Annotated in this window: 16 protein-coding genes; 9 read left to right on the top strand and 7 right to left on the bottom strand. The window is 71.4% G+C overall.

From position 1 onward, the window contains the following. Positions 1 to 66 precede the first annotated feature (66 nt). The 7 genes from OG875_RS02480 (at position 67) to OG875_RS02450 (ending at position 8,597) form a co-directional block, all read left to right on the top strand. A complete protein-coding gene (locus OG875_RS02480) occupies positions 67 to 1,881 on the top strand; it encodes a discoidin domain-containing protein (protein WP_330172552.1) in 1,815 nt (604 codons plus the stop codon). A 542-nt stretch (positions 1,882 to 2,423) separates the two neighbouring features. Beyond that, positions 2,424 to 3,185 carry a DeoR/GlpR family DNA-binding transcription regulator gene (locus OG875_RS02475; RefSeq protein WP_330172551.1) on the top strand — a complete coding sequence of 254 codons (762 nt, stop codon included), beginning with the start codon at positions 2,424 to 2,426 and terminating at the stop codon, positions 3,183 to 3,185. A 220-nt stretch (positions 3,186 to 3,405) separates the two neighbouring features. After that, a complete protein-coding gene (locus OG875_RS02470; protein ID WP_330172550.1) occupies positions 3,406 to 4,767 on the top strand; it encodes an ABC transporter substrate-binding protein in 1,362 nt (453 codons plus the stop codon). Continuing rightward, complete coding sequence (locus OG875_RS02465) at positions 4,764 to 5,747, top strand: carbohydrate ABC transporter permease (RefSeq protein WP_330172549.1); 984 nt, start codon at positions 4,764 to 4,766, stop codon at positions 5,745 to 5,747. The genes OG875_RS02470 and OG875_RS02465 overlap by 4 nt, the downstream gene beginning before the upstream one ends. Beyond that, the gene (locus OG875_RS02460) at positions 5,744 to 6,661 is read left to right on the top strand and encodes a carbohydrate ABC transporter permease (RefSeq protein ID WP_330172548.1); all 918 of its coding nucleotides are present in this window, start codon (positions 5,744 to 5,746) and stop codon (positions 6,659 to 6,661) included. Before OG875_RS02465 ends, OG875_RS02460 begins: the two co-directional genes overlap by 4 nt. Beyond that, on the top strand, positions 6,658 to 7,647 hold the full coding sequence (locus OG875_RS02455) for a zinc-dependent alcohol dehydrogenase family protein (protein ID WP_330172547.1): 990 nt from the start codon (positions 6,658 to 6,660) through the stop codon (positions 7,645 to 7,647). The genes OG875_RS02460 and OG875_RS02455 overlap by 4 nt, the downstream gene beginning before the upstream one ends. After that, entirely contained in the window at positions 7,644 to 8,597 is a 954-nt protein-coding gene (locus OG875_RS02450; protein ID WP_330172546.1) for a PfkB family carbohydrate kinase, read from the top strand. Before OG875_RS02455 ends, OG875_RS02450 begins: the two co-directional genes overlap by 4 nt. A gap of 82 nt (positions 8,598 to 8,679) precedes the next feature. Here the strand turns inward: OG875_RS02450 and OG875_RS02445 are convergent, their stop codons facing one another. From OG875_RS02445 to OG875_RS02430, 4 genes are all read right to left on the bottom strand, one after another. Continuing rightward, positions 8,680 to 10,035, bottom strand: coding sequence for a GH1 family beta-glucosidase (locus tag OG875_RS02445; protein ID WP_330172545.1), 1,356 nt, complete (start codon positions 10,033 to 10,035; stop codon positions 8,680 to 8,682). Positions 10,036 to 10,130: 95 nt separating this feature from the next. After that, positions 10,131 to 11,006, bottom strand: a complete 876-nt coding sequence (locus OG875_RS02440) for a carbohydrate ABC transporter permease (protein WP_330172544.1) — start codon at positions 11,004 to 11,006, stop codon at positions 10,131 to 10,133. Next, positions 10,999 to 12,009 carry a carbohydrate ABC transporter permease gene (locus OG875_RS02435; RefSeq protein WP_330172543.1) on the bottom strand — a complete coding sequence of 337 codons (1,011 nt, stop codon included), beginning with the start codon at positions 12,007 to 12,009 and terminating at the stop codon, positions 10,999 to 11,001. Before OG875_RS02435 ends, OG875_RS02440 begins: the two co-directional genes overlap by 8 nt. A gap of 10 nt (positions 12,010 to 12,019) precedes the next feature. Beyond that, positions 12,020 to 13,336 carry an extracellular solute-binding protein gene (locus tag OG875_RS02430; RefSeq protein WP_330172542.1) on the bottom strand — a complete coding sequence of 439 codons (1,317 nt, stop codon included), beginning with the start codon at positions 13,334 to 13,336 and terminating at the stop codon, positions 12,020 to 12,022. 140 nt (positions 13,337 to 13,476) lie between these two features. Here OG875_RS02430 and OG875_RS02425 point away from each other — a divergent pair, with 140 nt between their 5' ends. Beyond that, positions 13,477 to 14,832 carry an ROK family transcriptional regulator gene (locus tag OG875_RS02425; protein ID WP_330172541.1) on the top strand — a complete coding sequence of 452 codons (1,356 nt, stop codon included), beginning with the start codon at positions 13,477 to 13,479 and terminating at the stop codon, positions 14,830 to 14,832. Between the two features lie 239 nt (positions 14,833 to 15,071). Here OG875_RS02425 and OG875_RS02420 read toward each other — a convergent pair whose 3' ends face one another. After that, positions 15,072 to 16,205, bottom strand: coding sequence for a LacI family DNA-binding transcriptional regulator (locus OG875_RS02420; protein ID WP_330172540.1), 1,134 nt, complete (start codon positions 16,203 to 16,205; stop codon positions 15,072 to 15,074). A gap of 16 nt (positions 16,206 to 16,221) precedes the next feature. Beyond that, positions 16,222 to 18,756: a glycoside hydrolase family 3 C-terminal domain-containing protein gene (locus tag OG875_RS02415; RefSeq protein ID WP_330172539.1), complete on the bottom strand. Its 2,535-nt coding sequence runs from the start codon at positions 18,754 to 18,756 to the stop codon at positions 16,222 to 16,224. Positions 18,757 to 19,125: 369 nt separating this feature from the next. Here OG875_RS02415 and OG875_RS02410 point away from each other — a divergent pair, with 369 nt between their 5' ends. Further along, on the top strand, positions 19,126 to 20,376 hold the full coding sequence (locus tag OG875_RS02410) for a transglycosylase family protein (protein ID WP_330172538.1): 1,251 nt from the start codon (positions 19,126 to 19,128) through the stop codon (positions 20,374 to 20,376). Here OG875_RS02410 and OG875_RS02405 read toward each other — a convergent pair. After that, entirely contained in the window at positions 20,257 to 21,459 is a 1,203-nt protein-coding gene (locus OG875_RS02405; protein ID WP_330172537.1) for a DMT family transporter, read from the bottom strand. The genes OG875_RS02410 and OG875_RS02405 overlap by 120 nt on opposite strands. Positions 21,460 to 21,545: the final 86 nt, after the last annotated feature.

The raw sequence follows: 21,545 nt of genomic DNA, 5'->3' as shown, positions 1-21,545 counted from the left end.
TGCCCTTCCGTGCTTTCCCTCCCGCCCCACCTCTCCCGCCCGCACTCTCTCCCCACAGGTGACTTCATGAGCGACACACGACTCCGCCCGGAATCCGCGCCGGGCCACCCACACTCCGACCGTCCACCCGCCCGCCGCCCCCGCGCCGGGCGGCTGCGATCGCTGGCCTCCCTCGCCGCCACCGCGCTCCTCGCCGCCTTCGCCGTGACCGTTCCGGCCGCCGCCCCCGCCCAGGCGGCGGGCAGCGTCGTCAAGGTCACCGGCTCCCAGGGCGCCTGGCAGCTCACCGTCGACGGCGCGCCCTACCAGATCAAGGGCCTGACCTGGGGCCCCTCCGTCGCCGACGCCGGCCGCCACATGCCCGACGTCGCCTCCATGGGCGTCAACACCATCCGCACCTGGGGCACCGACGGCAGCACCCGGCCGCTGCTCGACTCGGCCGCCGCGAACAACATCAAGGTCATCGCCGGCTTCTGGCTCCAGCCCGGCGGCGGCCCCGGCAGCGGCGGCTGCGTCAACTACCTCACCGACACCCAGTACAAGAACGACATGCTGGCCGAGTTCCCGCGGTGGGTGGAGACCTACAAGGACCACCCCGGCGTCCTCATGTGGAACGTGGGCAACGAGTCCGTGCTCGGCCTCCAGAACTGCTACAGCGGCGACGCGCTGGAGCAGCAGCGCAACGCGTACACCACCTTCGTCAACGACATCACCAAGCGGATCCACGCGGTCGACGCCAACCACCCGGTGACCTCGACCGACGCCTGGACGGGGGCCTGGCCGTACTACAAGCGCAACGCGCCCGACCTCGATCTGTACGCGGTCAACTCCTACGCCGACGTGTGCAACATCAGGGCGACCTGGAACGCCGGGGGCTACACCAAGCCCTACATCGTCACCGAGGGCGGCCCGGCCGGCGAGTGGGAGGTGGACGACGACGTCAACGGTGTGGCCTCCGAGCCCACCGACGTGGCCAAGGCCCAGGGCTACAAGGACGCGTGGAACTGCGTCACCGGCCACCGGGGCGTCGCGCTCGGTGCCACGCTCTTCCACTACGGCACCGAGTACGACTTCGGCGGCGTCTGGTTCAACCTGCTTCCCGCGGGCCAGAAGCGCCTCTCGTACTACGCGGTGAAGGAGGCGTACGGCCGGAGCACCGCCGGGGACAACAAGCCGCCGGTGATCTCCAACATGGCCGTCGCCGGTGCCACCTCCGTCCCGGCCGGGCGCCCGTTCAAGATCACCTCGGACGTGACGGACCCGAACGGCGACCCCCTGAGCTACGAGGTGCTGGTCAACAGCAAGTACATCGACAACAGCGGCCAGTTGACCCCCGTGCCGGTCACCACCGACGGGCCCGGCGACTTCACCCTGACCGCGCCGGGCAAGCTCGGCGTCTGGAAGGTGTACATCAAGGCGTCCGACGGCAAGGGCAACGTGGGGATCGAGACCAAGTCCTTCAAGGTCGTCCCGCCGCCCGTCGGCGGCACCAACGTGGCCCGCGGCAAGCCCGCCACGGCGTCCTCCTTCCAGCCCGGCAGCGTCGGCTGCCCCTGCCCCGCGTCCAACGCCGTCGACGGTGACTTCGGCAGCCGGTGGGCCAGCGACTGGTCCGACCCGCAGTGGATCCAGGTGGACCTCGGCCAGCGCACCCAGTTCCGGCACGTGCAGCTCGCCTGGGAGGCCGCGTTCGCCAAGAGCTACACCCTCCAGACCTCCGACAACGGACAGAACTGGACCACGGTGCGCACCGTCACCGGCGGCGACGGAAGCATCGACGACATCGAGGTGAGCGGCGCGGGCCGGTACGTGCGGGTGCACGCGACCGAACGCGGCACCGGGTACGGCTACTCGCTCTTCGAGTTCGGGATCTACAGCTGATCCGGCCGCCGCTGCCCGACCGGTCACGACCGGTCGGGCAGCGGCGGACCACCACACCTGCCGCGCCGTGCTGTCCCCGCCGGCGGCGCGGTGGTCCCGCGGCGGGTCACGGACGTCCGTGGCCCGCCGCGGGCTTCGTCGTGTCCGTGTGCCGTACACGCGGACCCGGCGCGCGTCACGCGCGCCGTACGTGCGGACATACGTGCTCCGTACATGATCCCGGGCGGATTTCCGTGCCCGTTTCGCTGACCGTTTCGGCGGGCCCGACGGGACGCAGCTCACGTTTAGACGGCCGATCCGCGGAAGCCCGCGCACCGGATCGGGCGCCGTTCGGGCGGTGATCGTCGCCAATCGGTCACCGAAGCGGGCGCCGAACAGGGGTGACCCCGGTGCGACCTGCACGTACGCTGATGGCCAAACGGGCATGAACGGGCACGTTCAAAGCTGTGAAGAGCCTGGTCCAGCCGGGTCCCTTACTTGTAAAAACAACCCATGAGCCCGAACGGGTGCTGAGCCGCAGCAGAGCAGGGAAGTGTGTGGTCGTGGACACCGACGAGCGCCGACGAGAAATCCTGGAGATCGCCCGAAGAGACGGGTCGGTCGAAGTGACCGCGCTCGCCACGAAGTTGAGCGTCGCCAAGGAGACGGTCCGGCGCGATCTGCACGCCCTGGAAGAACACGGCCTGGTACGGCGCACCCACGGAGGCGCCTATCCCGTCGAGAGCGCCGGTTACGAGACGACCCTCGCGGTGCGCACCACGCGCCTGGTCCCGCAGAAGTCCCGGATCGCCGCCGCCGCCGCCGATCTCATCGGGGACGCCGAGACGGTCTTCGTCGACGAGGGCTTCACCCCGCAGCTCGTCGCCGAGGCCCTGCCCAGGGACCGCCCGCTGACCGTCGTCACCGCCTCCCTGGCGGTCGCCAACGGACTGGCCGACGCGGACAAGATCGCCGTCCTGCTGCTCGGCGGGCGGGTGCGCGGCGGCACCCTCGCCACCGTCGACCACTGGGCGACCCGGATGCTCGCCGACTTCGTCATCGACCTGGCGTACGTCGGCGCGAACGGCATCTCGCGCGAGTACGGGCTCACCACCCCCGACCCGGCCGTCAGTGAGGTGAAGGCCCAGGCCATGCGCAGCGCGCGCCGCAAGGTGTTCGCCGGGATCCACACCAAGTTCGGCGCCGTGAGTTTCTGCCGGTTCGCCGATGTCGGTGACTTCGAGACGATCGTCACCGACGTCGGACTCCCGTCGGCGGAGGCGCAGCGTTACTCGCTGCTCGGCCCCCAGGTCATCCGCGTCTGACGGGCCCGTCGGCCGGCATCCCCCGCGCCGCGGCGGCCGGGGGCGGGACCCGTACACCCCGGGACGCGCCCGGCAGCCCACGGGACACCTCACCGGCAGCCCCCAGTACCCCTCAACACCCCCCCAAGTACCCCCAAAAACTCGGAAAGGGCCGGAGCTCCTCCCTCCGGCTCTCTCAGTGACCAGCAGTTACCCGCAACCGAATGATCAGGAGAAACTCATGTCCCTCCAGCAGCAGCGACGACGTGGCATAGGCGTGCGGGTGGGCGCGGGAGCGGCCCTGACGGCGCTCCTCGCAGGATGCAGCGGCGCGGGCGGCACCGCCTCCGAGGGCGGCGACACCCTCAACGTGCTGATGGTGAACAACCCGCAGATGGTCGAACTCCAGAAGCTGACCGCCGCGAACTTCACCAAGGACACCGGCATCAAGGTCAACTTCTCGGTGCTGCCGGAGAACGACGTACGCGACAAGATCAGCCAGGACTTCTCCAACCAGGCCGGCCAGTACGACGTCGCGACCATCAGCAACTTCGAGGTCCCCTTCTTCGCCAAGAACGGCTGGCTCCACACGCTCGACGAGTACGCCGAGAAGGACAAGAAGTTCGACCAGGACGACATCCTCAAGCCGCTCAAGGACTCGCTGACGGCCGAGGACGGCAAGCTCTACGGCCAGCCCTTCTACGGCGAGTCGTCCTTCCTCATGTACCGCAAGGACATCCTCGCGAAAGAGAAGCTGACGATGCCGCCCAACCCGACCTGGGAGCAGGTCGCGGACATCGCCGCCAAGACGGACGGGGCGGAGCGCGGCATGAAGGGCATCTGTCTGCGCGGTCTGCCGGGCTGGGGCGAGGTCATCGCGCCGCTCACCACGGTCGTCAACACCATGGGCGGCACCTGGTTCACCGAGGACTGGGAGCCGCAGCTGACCGCTCCGGAGTTCAAGAAGGCCACCAAGTTCTACGTCGACCTCGTGCGCGAGCATGGCGAGGCGGGCGCCCCGCAGGCCGGTTACGCCGAGTGCCTCAACAACATGACGCAGGGCAAGACGGCCATGTGGTACGACGCCACGGCGGGCGCCGGCTCGCTGGAGGCCAAGGACTCCCCGGTCAAGGGCAAGATCGGCTACGTGCCGGCGCCCGTCGACAAGACCGACAGCTCCGGCTGGCTCTACACCTGGGCCTGGGGCATGCAGAAGGCGTCCAAGAACACGGACAACGCCTGGAAGTTCATCTCCTGGGCGTCCAGCAAGGAGTACGAGGAGCTCGTCGGCAAGGAGATCGGCTGGGCCAACGTCCCGGCGGGCAAGCGCGCCTCGACGTACATGAACGCCGACTACCGCAAGGAGGCCGGCGCGTTCGCCGACGTCACCTCCGAGGCCATCTCCAGCGCCAACCCGCGTGACCCCGGCACCCAGCCCCGCCCGACCGTCGGCATCCAGTTCGTCGGCATCCCCGAGTTCACCGACCTCGGCACCAAGGTCTCCCAGGAGATCAGCGAGGCCATCGCCGGCCGCAAGTCGGTCGACGAGGCGCTCGAAGCCTCCCAGAAGCTGGCCGAGAAGGTCGCCGAGGAGTACCGGTGAGTACTTCGGTCAGCGACGCCCCGGCGGCACCGCCGGAACCGTCCGCGCCGGCCGCGTCCCGCCCCCCGGCGGGGCGCGGGCCCGGCCGGGCCCGTGAGTGGGCCACCCGGGCCCCCCTTCTGCCGGCTCTGATCTTCCTCATCGCCGTCACCCAACTGCCCTTCGTGGCAACGCTGTTCATCTCGCTCTTCGACTGGAACTCGCTCAACCCGGACGCCCGGAGCTTCTCCGGACTCGCCAACTACGGCGAGGTGTTCACCGACGCCGACCTGCGTGACTCGGTGTTCACGACGATGCTCCTCACCGCGAGTGTGGTGATCGTCAGCGTCGTCCTCGGACTGCTGCTCGCGCTGCTGCTCAATCAGCGGTTCAAGGGCCGGGGTCTGGTCCGTACGCTGCTCATCACCCCGTTCCTGCTGGTGCCCGTCTCGGCCGCGCTGCTGTGGAAGCACGTGCTCTACAACCCCGAGTACGGCCTGCTGAACGGTGGCTGGGCCTGGTTCACCGGACTGTTCGGGGTGGAGACCCCGACCCAGCCCGACTGGATCTCCGACATGCCGCTGCTCGCGGTGGAGGCGGCGCTCGTCTGGCAGTGGACGCCGTTCATGATGCTGATCCTGCTGGCCGGGCTCCAGAGCCGGCCGCTGGACATGATGGAGGCGGCCCGCCTCGACGGCGCCAACGCCTGGCAGATGTTCGCCTTCCTGACCCTGCCGCATCTGCGCCGCTACCTCGAACTCGGCGTCCTGCTCGGCTCGATCTACATCGTGCAGAACTTCGACGCCGTGTTCACCATCACCGCGGGCGGACTCGGCACCGCCAACCTCCCGTACACCATCTACCAGACCTTCTACCAGGCTCACGAGTACGGACTTGCCTCCGCGGCAGGCGTGGTCGTCGTGATCGGCACCATCGTGATCGCGACCTTCGCCCTGCGCGTCGTCTCGTCCCTCTTCAGTGAGGAGGCGAGCCGCGCATGAGCACACTCTCCGCACCGAAGACCGCCGGCGCCCCCGGCAAGGGGTCCACGACCGACGGGAACCGGGACAGCTACGGCGACGCGGCCCGGCGCGAGCGGCGCCGGTCCACCGCGCTGGGCCTGCTGGCCTGGGTGGTCGGGGTCGTCTTCTGCTTCCCCGCGCTGTGGATGTTCCTCACGTCCCTGCACTCGGAGTCGGACGCGGCGACCAACCCGCCGTCCCTCACCGCGCCGCTCACCTTCGACAACTACAGCGGCTTCTTCGGCGCCGACGGCGGGGCGAGCCCCTGGCCGCCGCTCATCAACTCGGTGACGGCGTCCCTGTTCTCCACCCTGTTCGTCCTCGTGCTGGCGCTGCCGGCGGCGTACGCGCTGTCCATCAAGCCCGTCCGGAAATGGACGGACGTGATGTTCTTCTTCCTCTCCACGAAGATGCTGCCGGTCGTCGCCGGACTGCTGCCGGTGTACCTCTTCGCCAAGAACGTGGGGATGCTGGACAACATCTGGCTGCTCGTCATCCTCTACACGTCGATGAACCTGCCGATCGCGGTCTGGATGATGCAGTCGTTCCTCGCGGACGTCCCGGTCTCCATCATCGAGGCCGCCCAGGTGGACGGCGCCCGGCTGCCCACCGTCCTGATGCGGGTGGTGGCGCCCGTCGCCGCCCCCGGTATCGCGGCCACCGCGCTGATCTGCTTCATCTTCAGCTGGAACGAGCTGCTCTTCGCCCGGGTGCTCACCGGCGTGACGGCGCAGACGGCGCCCGTCTTCCTGACCGGATTCGTCACCAGCCAGGGGCTGTTCCTCGCCCAGCTGTGCGCCGCCTCCGTCGTCGTGTCCCTGCCGGTGCTCGCCGCCGGCTTCGCCGCCCAGGACAAGCTCGTCCAGGGCCTTTCCCTTGGAGCCGTCAAATGAGGGCAGCGATCGTCGAGGCCCCCGGCAAGGTGTCCGTCACCACGGTCCCCGACCCGACCCCGGGCCCGCGCGACGTCGTCGTGTCCGTCGCGTCCTGCGGCATCTGCGGCACCGATCTGCACATCCTCCAGGGCGAGTTCGCCCCGACCCTGCCGATCGTGCCCGGCCACGAGTTCGCCGGCGAGATCGTGGGCATCGGCGCGGACGTCACGGAGCTGGCCGTCGGCGACAAGGTCGCCGTCGACCCGTCCCTGTACTGCCACGAGTGCCGCTACTGCCGGGCCGGCCGCGGCAACCTCTGCGACCGGTGGAACGCCATCGGTGTCAGCGTCCCCGGAGGCGCCGCCGAGTTCGCGGTGGCGCCCGTCGCCAACTGCGTCAAACTGCCCGAGCACGTGGACGTACGGGACGCCGCGCTCATCGAGCCGCTGTCCTGCGCCGTACGCGGCTACGACGTGCTGAGCAGCACGCTCGGTGCCGAGGTGCTGATCTACGGCTCGGGCACGATGGGCCTGATGATGCTGGAGCTGGCCAAGCGCACCGGCGCCGCCGCCGTCGACATGCTGGACATCAACCCCGAGCGGCTGGCCACCGCGTCCAAGCTCGGCTGCTCCCGGGCGGCGGCCTCGGCCGAGGAGTTCGAGCGGCCCGGCGGCTGGGACGTCGTCATCGACGCGACCGGCAACGCGGGGGCCATTCAGGACGGTCTCGGGCGGGTCGCCAAGGGTGGCACGTTCCTTCAGTTCGGGGTCTCCGACTACGCCACGACGGCGGTGATCGAGCCGTACAAGATCTACAACCAGGAGATCACCATCACCGGCTCGATGGCGGTGCTGCACAGCTACGAGCGGGCCGCCGCGCTGTTCGCCGCCGGGGTCCTGGACCCCGCGGTGTTCATCAGCGACCGGCTGCCGCTGGAGCGGTACCCGGACGCCATCGAGCAGTTCAAGGCGGGCCAGGGCCGCAAGATCGTGGTGGAGCCGTGACCGAGGCCCCCGGCACGGCACCGGACCCGGTACCGGGTCCGGGCGCCGTCCTGGTGCTGGGCGAGGCGCTGATCGACCTGGTGCCCGTGGCCGGCGACGCGGAGGCGCACCGGGCCCAGCCCGGCGGCGCCCCCGCGAACGTGGCCACCGGACTGGCCCGGCTCGCCACGCCGAGCTGGTTCGCCGGCGCCCTCGGGAACGACGGGTTCGCCCGGTCGATCGAGCACCGGCTGGTCTCGGCGGGAGTCGAGCTCGGTCTGTGCGCCCGGCCGGACCTCCCCACGGCCCTGGCCGTCGCGGATCCCGGACCCGAGGGCACCGGTTACCACTTCCACCTCCAGTCCACGGCGACGTTCCAGCTGCCCGTCCGCACCGACGTGGAGCGCTTCGCCGCCGTGTACGTGGGCGGCCTCGCCGCCGTCGTCGAACCCGCCGCCTCCGCCGTGGCGGCGACGGCGCGCGCGGCGGCGGCCGGCAGCCCGCTGCTGGTCGTGGACCCGAACGTGCGGCAGGACCGCACCCTCGACGCGGCCAACGGGGCCCGGCTGCTGCGCGAACTGTGCGAGCCGGCCCAGGTGGTCAAGGCCAGCGACGAGGACCTGGCGGTCCTGTGGCCGGACGCGACCCCCGACGAGACGGCCCGGGAGCTCGCCGCCGGCGGCCGGCTGGTGGTCCTGACCCGGGGATCGCGGGGCAGCACCGCCTACTCCGGCACCGCCGAACCGGTGTCCGTGCCCGCCGTGCCGGTCGAGGTGGTCAACACCATCGGCGCGGGTGACGCCTTCATGGCGGCCATGATCACCTGGATGGTCTCCCTCGGCGTCCACCCGGGCGGCGTACGGGAGTTCACCCCCTCGTCGGTCGAGGAGATGCTGGTCTTCGCCTCCCGGGTGGCGGCCTCCGTCGTGGCCCAGGCGGGCACCGAGCCCTCCCTGCCGGTGGACGCCTGACGAACCGTCCCCCGGGTCAACGCCGTTCGCCGGCAGCGGTGTTGCACCGCTGCCGGCGAACGGCGTCTTTACTGCCCTGTCCTCAGGCCGCCTTGTGACCCCGCTCGGCCAGCGCGCGGATGATGTCCGCGTACCGGTGCCCGCTCGACTTGATCGTCCGCCGCTGCGACGCGTAGTCGACATGGACGAGACCGAACCGCTTGTCGTAGCCGTAGGCCCACTCGAAGTTGTCCAGCAGCGACCACGCGAAGTACCCGGCGAGCGGGACACCCTTGCGCACCGCCCGCGCGCAGGCCTCCAGATGCTCCTCCAGATAGCGGGCGCGCTCCGGGTCGTCCACCGAGCCGTCGTCCCGCAGGACGTCCGGGTAGGCCGACCCGTTCTCCGTGACGTACAGCCGCTGGGCGCCGTACTCCCTGGTCAGCCGGAGCAGCAGCTCCTCCAGGCCGTCCGCGTGGACCTCCCAGTCCATGGCGGTGTGGCGTACGCCGGGCAGATAGACCTGCTTGGCGTACGGCGCGGGCCCGGACGGGTCGTCGGTGACGACCTGGCGGAAGTAGTAGTTGAGGCCCAGCCAGTCCAGTGGCGCGGCGATGGTCTCCAGATCGCCGGGGCGCTCCGGCAGGTCCACCCCGTACAGGTCCAGCATGTCCTGCGGATAGCCGCGTCCGTGGATCGGGTCCAGCCACCAGCGGTTGGTGTGGCCGTCGGCCCGTACGGCCGCCGCCCGGTCTGCCTCGCGGTCGGTGGCCGCCTCGATCGGGCTGAGGTTGTTGACGATGCCGATCCGGGCGTCGGAGGAGACCGCGCGAATGGCCTGGACGGCGAGCCCGTGACCGAGGTGCAGATGGTACGAGGCGTGGACGGCGGCCTTGAGGTCGGTCAGACCGGGCGCCATGGTGCCTTCCAGATGGCCGATCCACGCGGAGCACAGCGGCTCGTTGAGGGTCGCCCAGTCCTTCACCCGGTCGCCGAGGCGTTCGGCGACGACGGAGGCGTACGCGGCGAAGTGCTCGGCCGTCCCACGGGCCGGCCAGCCGCCCCGGTCCTGGAGCGCCTGTGGCAGATCCCAGTGGTACAGCGTGGCGAAGGGGGTGATGCCCGCCTCCAGCAGGCTGTCCACCAGCCGGTCGTAGAAGTCGATCCCGGCCTCGTTGACCGGCCCGTCGCCGCCGGGCACGACCCGTGGCCAGGCGAGCGAGAACCGGTAGGAGCCCACCCCGAGGCGTTTCATCAGACCGATGTCCTCGGGGACCCGGTGGTAGTGGTCGCAGGCGATGTCGCCGGTGTCGCCGTTGTCGACCTTGCCGGGGGTGTGGGAGAAGGTGTCCCAGATCGAGGGGGAGCGGCCGTCCTCGGCGACGGCCCCCTCGATCTGGTAGGCGGCGGTGGCGACGCCCCAGAGGAAGTCGTGGGGGAGGGCGTTGAGCTCGTTCACTGACTGCCTTTCCACGGAGGACGCGTGGGTGATGGACTGATATTCCGTCAGCTGACGGCCTGTCATGTCCCGGTGGGAGTTGTGCTGAGGGTCCGTCACTTCACCGCTCCCGCCGTCAGTCCGGCGACGAGATAGCGCTGGAGCAGCAGGAAGCCCGCGACGACGGGCACGCTGACGACGAGCGACGCGGCCATGATCTGGTTCCAGTACACGTCGTTCTGGGTGGCGTAGCCCTGGAGACCGACGGCGAGCGTGCGGGTCTCGTCGTTCGTCATCACGGACGCGAAGAGCACCTCTCCCCAGGCCGTCATGAACGCGTAGACGGAGACGGCCACGATGCCGGGGATCGCGGCGGGCACGACCACCCGGAACAGCGCGCCGAGCGGGCCGCAGCCGTCGACCTTCGCGGCCTCGTCCAGATCCCTCGGGATGGAGTCGAAGTACCCGATCAGCATCCAGATGGAGAACGGCAGCGAGAACGTCAGATAGGTGAGGATGAGCCCGCCCCGGGACCCGTACAGGGCGACGCCCGTGCTGTTGCCGATGTTGACGAAGATCAGGAACAGCGGCAGCAGGAAGAGGATGCCCGGGAACATCTGCGTGGAGAGCACCGTGACGGTGAAGATCCGCTTGCCCCGGAACCGGTAGCGGCTCACGGCGTACGCGGAGAACACCGCGATCGTCACCGACAGCACGGTCGCCGCGCCCGCCACCATCAGCGAGTTCATGAAGTAGTGGGCGAGCGGGACGGTGTCCCAGATGTCGATGTACGGGCGGATGGTGATCTCGGTCGGGATCCACTGGAACTTGCCGGTCACGTCCTCCAGCGGCTTCAGCGAACTGCTGACCATCACGTAGACGGGCAGCAGGGCGAAGGTGGCGAGGAACGTCAGGACGAGCCGGCGGGTCCAGAGGAAGGACACCGGGGGAGCGAGCGGGGATCTGGCCTTGCGGGCCGGCGCCTCAGGCATCGGAACCCTTCCTTCCGCGTGAGGTGGCCACCAGGTAGACCGCCGTGACCAGCAGCAGGAAGAGCAGCAGCAGGACGGACATCGCGGAGCCCGTACCGAAGTTCCAGGTGACGAACGACGACTGGTAGATATGGATCGAGATGAGGTCGGCCGCTTCCGGCGCCGAGTCGCCGAACAGCACGTACGGCGTGTTGAAGTCGTTGAACGTCCACAGGAACAGCACCAGCACCAGCACCTGGTTGACCGGACGCAGCGACGGCAGGGTGATCTTGCGGATCTGCTGCCAGATCCCGGCGCCGTCGATGGACGCCGCCTCGTACAGCTCGCGCGGGATGTTCTGGAGCCCCGCCATCAGCATGAGGAAGGCGAACGGCCAGGACTTCCAGAGCGCGACGACGACCAGCGCGACGAAACTGTTGTCGCCGATCAGCCAGAACGACGGCTCGTCGGTGAGACCGAGCTGGTCGTGCAGGACGTGGTTGATCATGCCGTTGTCACGCTGGAACATGAACGCCCAGGTGATGACGGCCGCGTACACGGGCAGCGCGTACGGCGTGAGGAAGACGGCCCGCAGCAGCCCCCGGCCGCGGAAGTTCTCCTGGAGCATGATCGCCGCGGCCATGCCGAACAGCCAGGACAGTCCGACCACGAGAACCGTGAAGAGACAGGTGACGTAGAAGGAGTGGAGCAGCGCCTCGCCGAGCGGGGCGTCGATGTCGACGGCGATCCGGTAGTTGTCGAACCCGCGCCACGGCGCCCGGTCCCAGTTGTTGATGTAGAACTGGGTCAGTTCGCGGAAGCTCATGACCATCCCGATCACCATCGGGACGAGATGCACGAGCAGTTCGAGCAGGACCGCGGGAAGCAGCAGGAGATAGGGCAGCCCGCCGTGGCGGATCCGGTCGGGGATGCGCGGCAGCAGCCTGCGCCGCCGCGCACCCCCGTCGCCCTGGTCCTTACCGCCGCCCGACGTGCGTACGGGGGGAGTCACGGTGGACGTCATGGGCGGTGCCTCACTGCTGCATCTGCTGCTGGGCCTTGTCCAGCCGCTTCTTGACGGACTCGGTGGTCACGGGGCGGCCCGAGGCGGCGTCCGCCCACAGGTCCTTCACGGCGGTGCCGACGGCCGTCTCGAACTGTGACTCCTCGGGCACCTGGGGCAGCGGCGCGGCGCTGGTGGCCAGGGTGTCGCGGAGCACCTTCAGGTCGGGCGCGGCGAACGCCGGGTCGCTCTGGGCGGCGGCGACCGGCGGGATGGACCCGTAGGTCTTGTTGAGGAGCTTCTGCTCGGCGTCGCTCGTCATGAACTTGACGAACTTCTTGGCGCCGTCGATGTTCTTGGTGTTCTTGAAGACGGCGATGTTGATACCGGCGACCATCGAGTTCACCTGCTGGCCGGTGCCGGGCGCGCCCGCCGGGACGGGTACGGGCGCGGCGCCCCAGTCCTCGGGCTTCATGCCCTGGGAGGCGAACGTGGAGGCCGCGGCCTGCCACAGCACCATCGCGGTCTTGCCCTTGGCGAAGTCGGTCAGCGACTGGTTCTGGGCGTACTCCGCGTTGCCCGGAGCGATGATCTTGTCCTTGGCCATGAAGTCGACGTACTGCTTCACGGCGGCGACCGCGCCGTCGGAGGTGAAGGTCGGCTTGCCGGAGTCGTCGAAGAAGTCGGCGCCGTGCTGCTGGCCGAGGACGAAGACCTGGTGGATGTTGTTGGACAGGTTGCCGCCCTCGGTGCCCAGCGCCCACTTGCCGTCCTTGGACAGCTTCTTGCCGTCGGCGACCAGCTCGTCCCAGGTGGCGGGCGGACCGTCGATACCGGCGTCCGCGAACATCTGCTTGTTGTAGTACAGCGCGTACGCGAGCGAGTACAGCGGCACCGCCGCGGGCGGCTGGCCCTCCGCGCCGGCGGACCCGACGGCCGACTCGACGAAGCGGTCCCGGCCGCCTATCGCCTCGAAGTTCTTGTCGTCCCACGGCAGCAGCGCGCCGGTCGCCTGGAGCGAGGCGGACCAGGTGTTGCCGATGTTCAGCACGTCCGGGCCCTGGCCGGAGGTGGTGGCGGCCAGGATCCGGGTGAGCAGGTCCGACCACGGCACGACTTCGAGCTTGACCTTGATCCCCGTCTCCTTCTCGAACTTCTTCAGCTCGGGAGTGAGGATCTTCTTGTCGGCCTCGATGCTGGGGCCCTGGTTGGACGCCCAGTAGGTGAGCGTCTTCGGGGAGTCGTTGGTGCCCGCACCGTCGGTGGAGGTGCCGCCACCGCATCCGGTGACGGTGGCGGCGAGGGCGGTGGCGAGGGTGACGACTGCTGCGGCTCTGAATCTGCGCATGGGGTGGCCCCTTTCCGGGGTGGCTGTGTTCGAGAGTCGAACGCTGCCTCACGGCTTAATTTATGTCGTGATTTAAGAGGTGAGAGAAGGTCGCGTCAAGGTCTGGGACCGGGGTATGTTGCGTCCTGGGAAGGAGCACCATGGCCGAACGGGACAGCAGAACAGTGCGTGACCTGCGCAGGGGCAACCGGGCGAGGGTGTTGCAACGGTTGTATTTCGACGGGCCCCTGAGCCGTCAGGAGCTGGGCCCGGCCACCGGTCTGAGTTCAGGTTCCATCAGCAACGTCGTCACCGAACTCGCCGCCGAACGCCTCCTGGAGGAAGCCGGGGTCGTCGACTCCGACGGCGGCAGGCCGCGCACCCTGCTGCGGGTCGCCCCCGGCGGCGCGCTCCTGATCGGCATCGACATCGGGGAAACCCGGGTCCGGGTCGAGCTCTTCGACCTGTCCCTGACCGAACTCGCCCGCACCGAACGGCTGCTGGCCCAGCACGGACACGACGTCGAACGCATCGTCGCCCATGTCCGCACCGGTGTGGCCCATGTGCTGCGGGACGCCGGGGCCGACCCGCGCGAACTCCTCGGCATCGGCATAGGGGTCCCCGGCATCATCGAACGCGACGGCCCCGAGGGCGCGGTCGTGCACGGACAGACCATGGGCTGGACCGCCGTGCCCTTCGAGAGACTGCTGCGCGCCGCCGTCGACGTACCCGCCGAGGTCCCGCTGTTCATCGACAACGGCGCGAAGACGCTCGGCCAGGCCGAGATGTGGTTCGGCGGCGGCCGGGGCGCCGGGACGGCGGCGATCGCCCTCATCGGTTCCGGTGTGGGCGCCAGCGTGATCCGGGGCGGCGAGGGCGGCACGTTCGACGAGACCCGGCACGGCAGCGCCCTCGAATGGGGCCACACCACCGTCCAACTGCGCGGACGCCGCTGCCGTTGCGGCTCGATCGGCTGTCTGGAGGCGTACGCGGGCGCCGAGGCGATGCGCGAACGCTGGCAGGAGGCGGACGGGCCGCTGCCCGCCGACGCGGACGACGAGACGGCCCTCGCGGCGCTGCTGGCCGCCGCGTTCCCGCCGCCCGGCGGCCCCGCGCCCGACCAGGTCGCGGTGTCCCTGCTCGACGAGACGGCGGAGTGCCTCGGCGCGGCTGTCGCCGACCTGATCAACCTGTTCCTGCCGGAGCGGGTGCTCCTCGGCGGCTGGGCCGGCCTCCAGATCGGCCCGCACCTGCTGCCCGACATCCGCCGCTACGCCCGCGAGTACGCGCTGCGCCACACCGGGGCACGGGCGACGGTCGAGATGGGGCGGCTGGGCCCGGACGCGGTGACGGTGGGCGCGGCGACGCTGCCGCTGGCGGACTTCCTGGCACGGGGCGGTACGCGGCCGATGCCGCCGCCCCCGGTGGACGAGGGGGCCCGGACGGTGCCTGGCGGCCGTACTCCGACGGAACGCTGGGCGCACACTCCCTCCCCGGCACTGGAGACGAAGCCCTGACGGCGCCCTGACTGCCTGTCTGCCTGCTCGGCTGACTGCCGGTCCGTCGGTGCGCCGGGGGTGCGCCTTCCGTCGGCCGTCCGGCCGCCTGTCCGTCCGGCCGTCCGGTTCAGGTCGGACATGTCGAACGGACGACGCCCGGCGGAGACCACGCGTCCCCCTCGTGACCGCCGTTTCCGGGCCGCCAGGGGCGCTCGTACGGCCTGCCCGGTGCCCGACCGAGGGCGGCTGCCGCACCGTCAGGCCGAGGCGCGCCGGACCAGGGTCGGTTCGAAGATCACCGAGGTGACGGGGCGTTCCGGGCGGGCCAGCCGGTCCAGCAGCAGCCGGGCCATCTCCGCCGCCATCTCCTCCACCGGCTGCCGCACCGTCGTCAGCGGCGGGCGGCAGGCCGCCGCCGCGCGGCTGTCGTCGAAGCCGATCACCGCGACGTCGTCCGGGACCGCCCGCCCCCGCTCGCGCAGCACCTGGCACGCGCCCACGGCCATCAGGTCGTTCGCCGCGAACACCCCGTCCAGGTCCGGGTGTTCGTCCAGCAGCCGCGCCATCGCCAGGGCGCCGCTCTCCTCGGTGAACTCGCCCTCGGCGACGGGGACGTACGGATGCCCGTGCCGGGCCATCGTGTCCCGGAAGCCCGCCAGCCGGTCCTGTCCGGCCGGGACGTCGTAGGGCCCCGCGATCGTGGCGATCCGCCGGCAGCCCCGGGCCAGCAGATGTTCGGCGGCCAGCCGGGCGCCGTCCTGGTGGGCGAGGTCGACGTAACTGATCCGTACCGGACGCGCCGGGCGGGCGTAGAGCACGGCGGGCAGCCCGGCGTCCGTGATCAGCGCGGGCAGCGGGTCCCCGGCGTGCGTGGAGACGACCAGCGCGCCGTCGGCACTGCCCTGGCGCAGGTACGACACCACCTCGTCCCGCGCGCGCGAGGTCTCGGCGAACATCAGCACCGGGTGGATCCCGCGCGGGCGGAGGAAGTTGACGACGCCCGTCACCACCCGGCCGAAGAACGGGTCGGCGAAGACCTCCGTCATGAAGGAGCCCACACCGCCGTCGAAACCGCCCTCCTCCGCGCCTCCGTCGCCGCGGTCGCCGTCCTGCGGCTCCGGTCCGGCCGTCGCGGCGACCGGCGGCGGATCGTCCCCGGCGCCCGACACGACCAGGGCCACCGAGTCGGCCTTGCGGGTGACCAGCGAGCGGGCCGCGCGGTTCGGCGTGTACCCGGTGACGGCCACCGCGTCCCGCACCGCCGCCTGGATCACCGGATCGACGTTGCGTACGCCGTTGATGACCCGGGAGACGGTGGCACGCGAGACCCCGGCCGCGCGGGCGACGTCCTCCAGCGTGGGCGCGCCGGCCGTGCGTGAATCCTCCGTCATGAGCGCATTTATAGCATCAGCGGAGAGCGCTCTCCATCGCCAAGTCCGGGGTGACCGGCCCCTTCTCCGACACCGTGAGCGCCGTGCTCAGCGGCAGTTCGCCCGCCGAGGACCCGGCCAGAAGCGTGAACACGCCCGGCTCCCGCTCCCAGCGCCCGCTCTCCACCGACCAGTGCGACAGGGCCCGCGCGCCGAGCCGTACCGTCGCCACGACCTCCTCGCCCGCCTCCGCCTCCACCGCCGCGTACCCGGCCAGCGCGCGCACCGGCCGGTCGACCGCCGTCTCCGTACGGGCGAGATAGACCTGGACGACCTCACGGCCCCGGCGCGGGCCGGTGTTGCGCAGCCGTACGCGTACGTCCACGCCCGCCTCGCCGTCGGCCGCCGACACCGTCGCGGGCGCCTCCACGCCCTCGTACGCCCACGTCGTGTACCCGAGGCCGTGCCCGAACCAGTACGCGGGGCGCCTGCCGGCGCGCAGCCAGGCGCGGTGGCCGATGTGGACGCCCTCCTCATAGGGAAGGCGTCCGTCGCGCGGCACGGTGTCCAGCACCGGGACGTCCCGCCGGTCCCGCGCCCACGTCGTCGGCAGCCGCCCGCCGGGCTCGGCGCGGCCGAACAGCACGTCGGCCAGGCCGTGTCCGGCCTCCTGGCCGGGGAACCAGGCGAGCAGCAGCGCCGGTACGTCGAGGTGCCAGGGCAGTTCGACCGGGCCGCCGGAGTTGACCAGCACCACCGTGCGCGGGTTGGCGCGGGCCACCGCCCGCACGAGCGCGTCCTGGCCGCCGGGCAGGGCCAGGGACTCTCGGTCGCGTCCCTCGGACTCGCTCTCCTCGGTCGTGCCCACCACGACGACGGCGACATCGGCGGCCCGCGCGGCGGCCACGGCCTCGGCGAGGGCCGCCTCCGCGTCCCCGGGCGGCGGTGCGGCGGCCAGCAGCGTCGCGATCCCCGTTCCGGGATCCAGCCGCCGCCGCGCGACCACCTCCACCTCCACGCCCTCGGTCAACTCGGCCCGCGCGCACCGGTAGGGCGGCGCCACATGCACCCGGGTCGGGTCGTCACTGTCCAGCGGGAACTCCTCCGACAGCAGCGTCCGGCCGTCCACCGACAGGGAGATCAGCCCCCAGCCGCCCACCCCCAGGGTCCAACTGCCGCTGTGCGCCGGGCGGACGAGGGCCCGGATCTCCACGGTGGCCGCGCCCGGCACCCGGGCCGGTTCCACGATGCGGCCCGACAGCCGGTGTTCGGCGTGGAGTTCGGCGCCGTCGGCGTCCAGCAGCCGTACGAGGACGCCCGGTTGGCCGTCGCGCGGGTCACGGGTCCAGGCGGGGTCGAGCGGCCGGGGCCGGGTGTGCGGCGGCAGGCCGGGCGCGTACGTCACCTCGGTGTCCGCCCCGCCGGTGTCCCGCAGCGCCGCCTCGATCCCCGCCAGCGGGGTGACCACGGACGCGGGGAACACCTCCGCGCTCCCGCCGCCCTGGATCCGCACGGCGGTGGCGTGCGCGCCCACGACGGCGAGGCGGCGCAGCCGGGCCGGGTCCAGCGGCAGGACGGCGTTCTCGTTGCGCAGCAGGACCGTTCCGGCGGCGACCGCACGCCGCAGCAGCGCGCGCCGGCCGGCCGGCGGGGTCATGTGCCGTCGCGCCGGGCCCGGTTCGCCGAGCGCGCCGACCCGCCGGGCCAGCCGCAGCAGCCGCCGTACCTTGTCGTCGATCCGCGCCTCGTCGACCAGCCCCGCCCGTACGGCGTCGAGCAGCCCGTCCGCCCAGGGGCTGCAAGGACCGGGCATGGCGAGGTCCTGGCCGGAGCGGGCGGTGTCGAGCGGCGAACGGACCGCGCCCCAGTCGGAGACGACGAGCCCGTCGAAGCCCCAGCCGCCTCCCGGACCTCGGTCCCCGTGCGCCGGCCGGTCCTCCTTCAGCGGCCGGTCAAGCAGCGGGGAGGCCGACATCGTCTCCCCGTTGACCTTGTTGTACGCGGACATCACCGCCCAGACACCGGCGTCCACCGCCGCCTCGAACGGGGCCAGATACACCTCGCGCAGGGTCCGTTCGTCCACCCGGACGTCGACGCGCAGCCGGTCGGTCTCCGCGTCGTTGGCGACGAAGTGCTTGGCCGTGGCCGCGACACCGCCCTCCTGCACACCCGTCACGAAAGCGACGCCGGTGCGCGCGGTCAGCAGCGGGTCCTCGGAGAAGCACTCGAAGTGCCGCCCGCCCAGCGGCGACCGGTGCAGATTCAGGGTGGGGGCGAGCAGCACCCGCACCCCTTTGCGGAGTGCCTCGTCGGCGAGCAGCCCGCCGAGTTCCCGGACCAACTCCTCGTCCCAGGAGGCCGCGAGGGCGGTCGGCGACGGCAGCACGAGGGAGGTCCGCCGCTCGTCCCAGGCGTCGCCCCGTACCCCGGCGGGTCCGTCGGACATCGTGAGAGGACGCAGACCGACGGCCGGTTCGTCGTACGTACGCCAGTTGCTGGCTCCCGTCAGCAGACGGACCTTCTGCCCGATGTCGAGCTTCTCCAGCAGTCGCTCGGTCTCGTCCTCGGCCATACTGCCCCTTCAATCCTGTTGGAGAGCGCTCTCCCGCTGACTGACCCAGACTCGCCGGACGGTGCCGGGCCTGTCAATGCCGGCCCCTGGGCTGGGACGACGCGGGGGCGGCGGGCGGCGGGCGCCCGGACCTCGTGCCCGACGGAGCGTCGGACGGGGCGCGGACGCCGGGCCGGCCGCGTCACGAACGTCGCGCGGCCGACGGGCGGAGGCCGCGCCGAGGACGCACACGTGGACGCACGACAGGCGCACACGATCCGCGCGGGCTCCCGATGTGAGCCCTTGTCATTGCACATGCGACTGGCCTAAGTTGACCGATTGCGACGTGTCCCAGACGTCCATTTTCCTGCCAGTGGGGGAGCCGACACCATGGCCGCAACCGGTCGCCACCGCAGATACCAGCCGAGCCGCATCAACCGCGCTTCGCTCACCGTCACGGCGGGCGGTGCGGGCATCGCCCTGCCGCTCATCGGCGCGAGCACCGCCGGCGCGGCCCCCGTGGAGACCTGGGAGAAGGTCGCCGCCTGCGAGTCCACGAACAACTGGCAGATCAACACGGGCAACGGCTACTACGGCGGGCTCCAGTTCAGCCAGTCCACCTGGGAGGCGTTCGGCGGCCGGCAGTACGCGGCGCGCGCCGACCTCGCCACCAGGGACCAGCAGATCGCCGTCGCCGAGAAGGTCCTCAAGGGCCAGGGCCCCCAGGCGTGGCCGCACTGCTCGGTCAAGGCGGGCCTCGCCCGGGGCGGCGACGCCCCCGACGTGTCACCGGCCAAGGCGCGGGACACCGACCGGGACACGTCCGCGCGCAAGAGCGCCCCGCGCAGCGACCCGAAGAAGGCCGCCTCGCCCACCTCCGTACCGACGGAGCGCGAGGGCTACACGGTGTCGGGCGGCGACTCGCTCTCCGGCATCGCCGCCGCCCAGGAGCTGCGGGGCGGCTGGCAGCGGCTGTACGAGGAGAACCGCCGCGTCATCGGCAGCGACCCCGACCTGATCTTCCCCGGCCAGAAGCTGGTCCTGCACGTCTCGGCCCCGGCGAAGGACCGGCCGGCCGCCGAGGCGCCCGCCCCTCCCAAGAAGGAGGAGGCGAAGAAGCCCGCCGCGAAGGCGCAGCCGCCGAAGCAGGCCGAGAAGCCGAAGCAGCAGGCGCCGAAGGCGAAGGAACAGCCGAAGCAGGTCAGCGAGGAACGGAAGGCCGACCGGCCGAAGGAGTCGTCCTCCTTCAGCGCCCCGGTGGGCGCGAGCACGGGCACCCCGTACCGCAAGGCCGGTTCCTGGTCCAGCGGCTACCACACGGGCGTCGACTTCCCCGTCCCCACCGGCACGTCGGTGAAGGCCGTGGCGGCCGGCACGGTCGTCTCGGCGGGCTGGGAGGGCGCGTACGGCTACCAGGTCGTCATCCGGCACGGCGACGGCAAGTACAGCCAGTACGCGCACCTGTCCGCGCTCAACGTGCGGGACGGTCAGCGGGTCAACGCGGGTCAGCGCATCGCGCGGTCAGGGTCGACCGGAAACAGCACGGGACCGCATCTCCACTTCGAGATGCGCACGGGGCCCGGCTACGGCTCCGACATCGACCCCGTCTCCTACCTCAGGGCGGGCGGCGTCCGCATCTGATCGCAGGGGCCGCCGGGGGGCCGCGTCCGCGCGCGGTGCCCGCCGCAGGATGTGGCGCGTCACCCGCTGCTGCGCCCGGTGCGCGCCACCGCCCTCCGGCTTGCGTGAGGCGCGGTACGCGGTCAGGTGCCAGCCGGGGCGCGCCGACGGCCCGGCGTGGTGGTGGCGCTCCGCCGTGGCGCCGGGCGTCGTGGGGCCCGGAACGCTCACCCGGTCACGGTCCCGGTCGTCGTGCGCCGGGCCGCCGTGCGCGGTCTGTGCCGCGAGCCGTTCCGTGGTCAGCAGCACCAGGCCGCCCGCCGTCAGGACACCGAAGGCGAGCGCGAACAGTCCGCCCGTCAGGCCGTACCGGAATCCCTCGCCGAAGAGGGTGAGCCCGACGGCCGCCGCGACCACCGGATTCACGACCGTGACCGTGGCCAGGGGCGCGGCCAGGCCCGCGCCTCGGTAGGAAGCCTGCGACAGGAGCAGCCCGGCGGCGGCGAGCACGGCGATGAACACCAGGCTCGGCACCTGTCCGGCGAACGTGCCCGCCGTCCAGTCGACGGCGACCGTCTTGGTGAAGACCGAGGCGATGCCGAAGGCCACACCGGCCGACGCGGCCAGCAGCACACTGCGCGCCGCCGGGCGGCGCACCGCCTGCGCCAGCACGAACAGCAGACCCACCAGGACGGCGGTGGCGCCGGCCACCACCAGGCGTTCGCCCGACCCCAGCGAGTGGGACCCGGCATGACCGGTCAGCGCGAGCAGCCCCGCCAGTCCGAGCGTCGCCATGAGGGCCCCGCGCCAGGCGGTGGCCCCCGCCTTGCGGCGGACGAAGACGGCCGCCATCGGCAGGGCGAAGACGATCGTCAGGGCGCCGAGCGGCTGTACGAGGCTCAGCGGGCCGTACGCGAGTGCCACGACATGCAGGAGCGCGCCCACGCCGTTCAGCGCCACAGCGGCCCACCACACGCCGTGGTGCAGGGGCGCGTAGGGCCGGGCGGGGGTGTCCGCCGCGACGCGCTCCTGAAGGATCGCCCCGGCCGCGTACGCGACCGCGGAGACCAGTGACAGCAGCACGGACAGCGCGAGTGCACTCATATGTCCACGATCTCTCGCCCGCTTCGATTAGTCGTCGTCCTGAAGACGGCATTCCGACGTACTGCTGTAGTAGTACGCGCCGAGGG

It is taken from the genome of Streptomyces sp. NBC_01498 (assembly GCF_036327775.1).
Lineage (GTDB): Bacteria > Actinomycetota > Actinomycetes > Streptomycetales > Streptomycetaceae > Streptomyces.
This window is presented reverse-complemented; position numbering and strand designations above follow the sequence as displayed.

Excerpts from the sequence above, each read along its gene's own strand:
- OG875_RS02480 (WP_330172552.1), top strand. The coding sequence starts at position 67 with ATGAGCGACACACGACTCCGCCCGGAATCCGCGCCGGGCCACCCACAC.
- OG875_RS02470 (WP_330172550.1), top strand. The coding sequence starts at position 3,406 with ATGTCCCTCCAGCAGCAGCGACGACGTGGCATAGGCGTGCGGGTGGGC.
- OG875_RS02460 (WP_330172548.1), top strand. The coding sequence starts at position 5,744 with ATGAGCACACTCTCCGCACCGAAGACCGCCGGCGCCCCCGGCAAGGGG.
- OG875_RS02455 (WP_330172547.1), top strand. The coding sequence starts at position 6,658 with ATGAGGGCAGCGATCGTCGAGGCCCCCGGCAAGGTGTCCGTCACCACG.
- OG875_RS02440 (WP_330172544.1), bottom strand. The coding sequence starts at position 11,006 with ATGCCTGAGGCGCCGGCCCGCAAGGCCAGATCCCCGCTCGCTCCCCCG.
- OG875_RS02435 (WP_330172543.1), bottom strand. The coding sequence starts at position 12,009 with ATGACGTCCACCGTGACTCCCCCCGTACGCACGTCGGGCGGCGGTAAG.
- OG875_RS02430 (WP_330172542.1), bottom strand. The coding sequence starts at position 13,336 with ATGCGCAGATTCAGAGCCGCAGCAGTCGTCACCCTCGCCACCGCCCTC.
- OG875_RS02425 (WP_330172541.1), top strand. The coding sequence starts at position 13,477 with ATGGCCGAACGGGACAGCAGAACAGTGCGTGACCTGCGCAGGGGCAAC.
- OG875_RS02420 (WP_330172540.1), bottom strand. The coding sequence starts at position 16,205 with ATGACGGAGGATTCACGCACGGCCGGCGCGCCCACGCTGGAGGACGTC.
- OG875_RS02415 (WP_330172539.1), bottom strand. The coding sequence starts at position 18,756 with ATGGCCGAGGACGAGACCGAGCGACTGCTGGAGAAGCTCGACATCGGG.
- OG875_RS02410 (WP_330172538.1), top strand. The coding sequence starts at position 19,126 with ATGGCCGCAACCGGTCGCCACCGCAGATACCAGCCGAGCCGCATCAAC.
- OG875_RS02405 (WP_330172537.1), bottom strand. The coding sequence starts at position 21,459 with ATGAGTGCACTCGCGCTGTCCGTGCTGCTGTCACTGGTCTCCGCGGTC.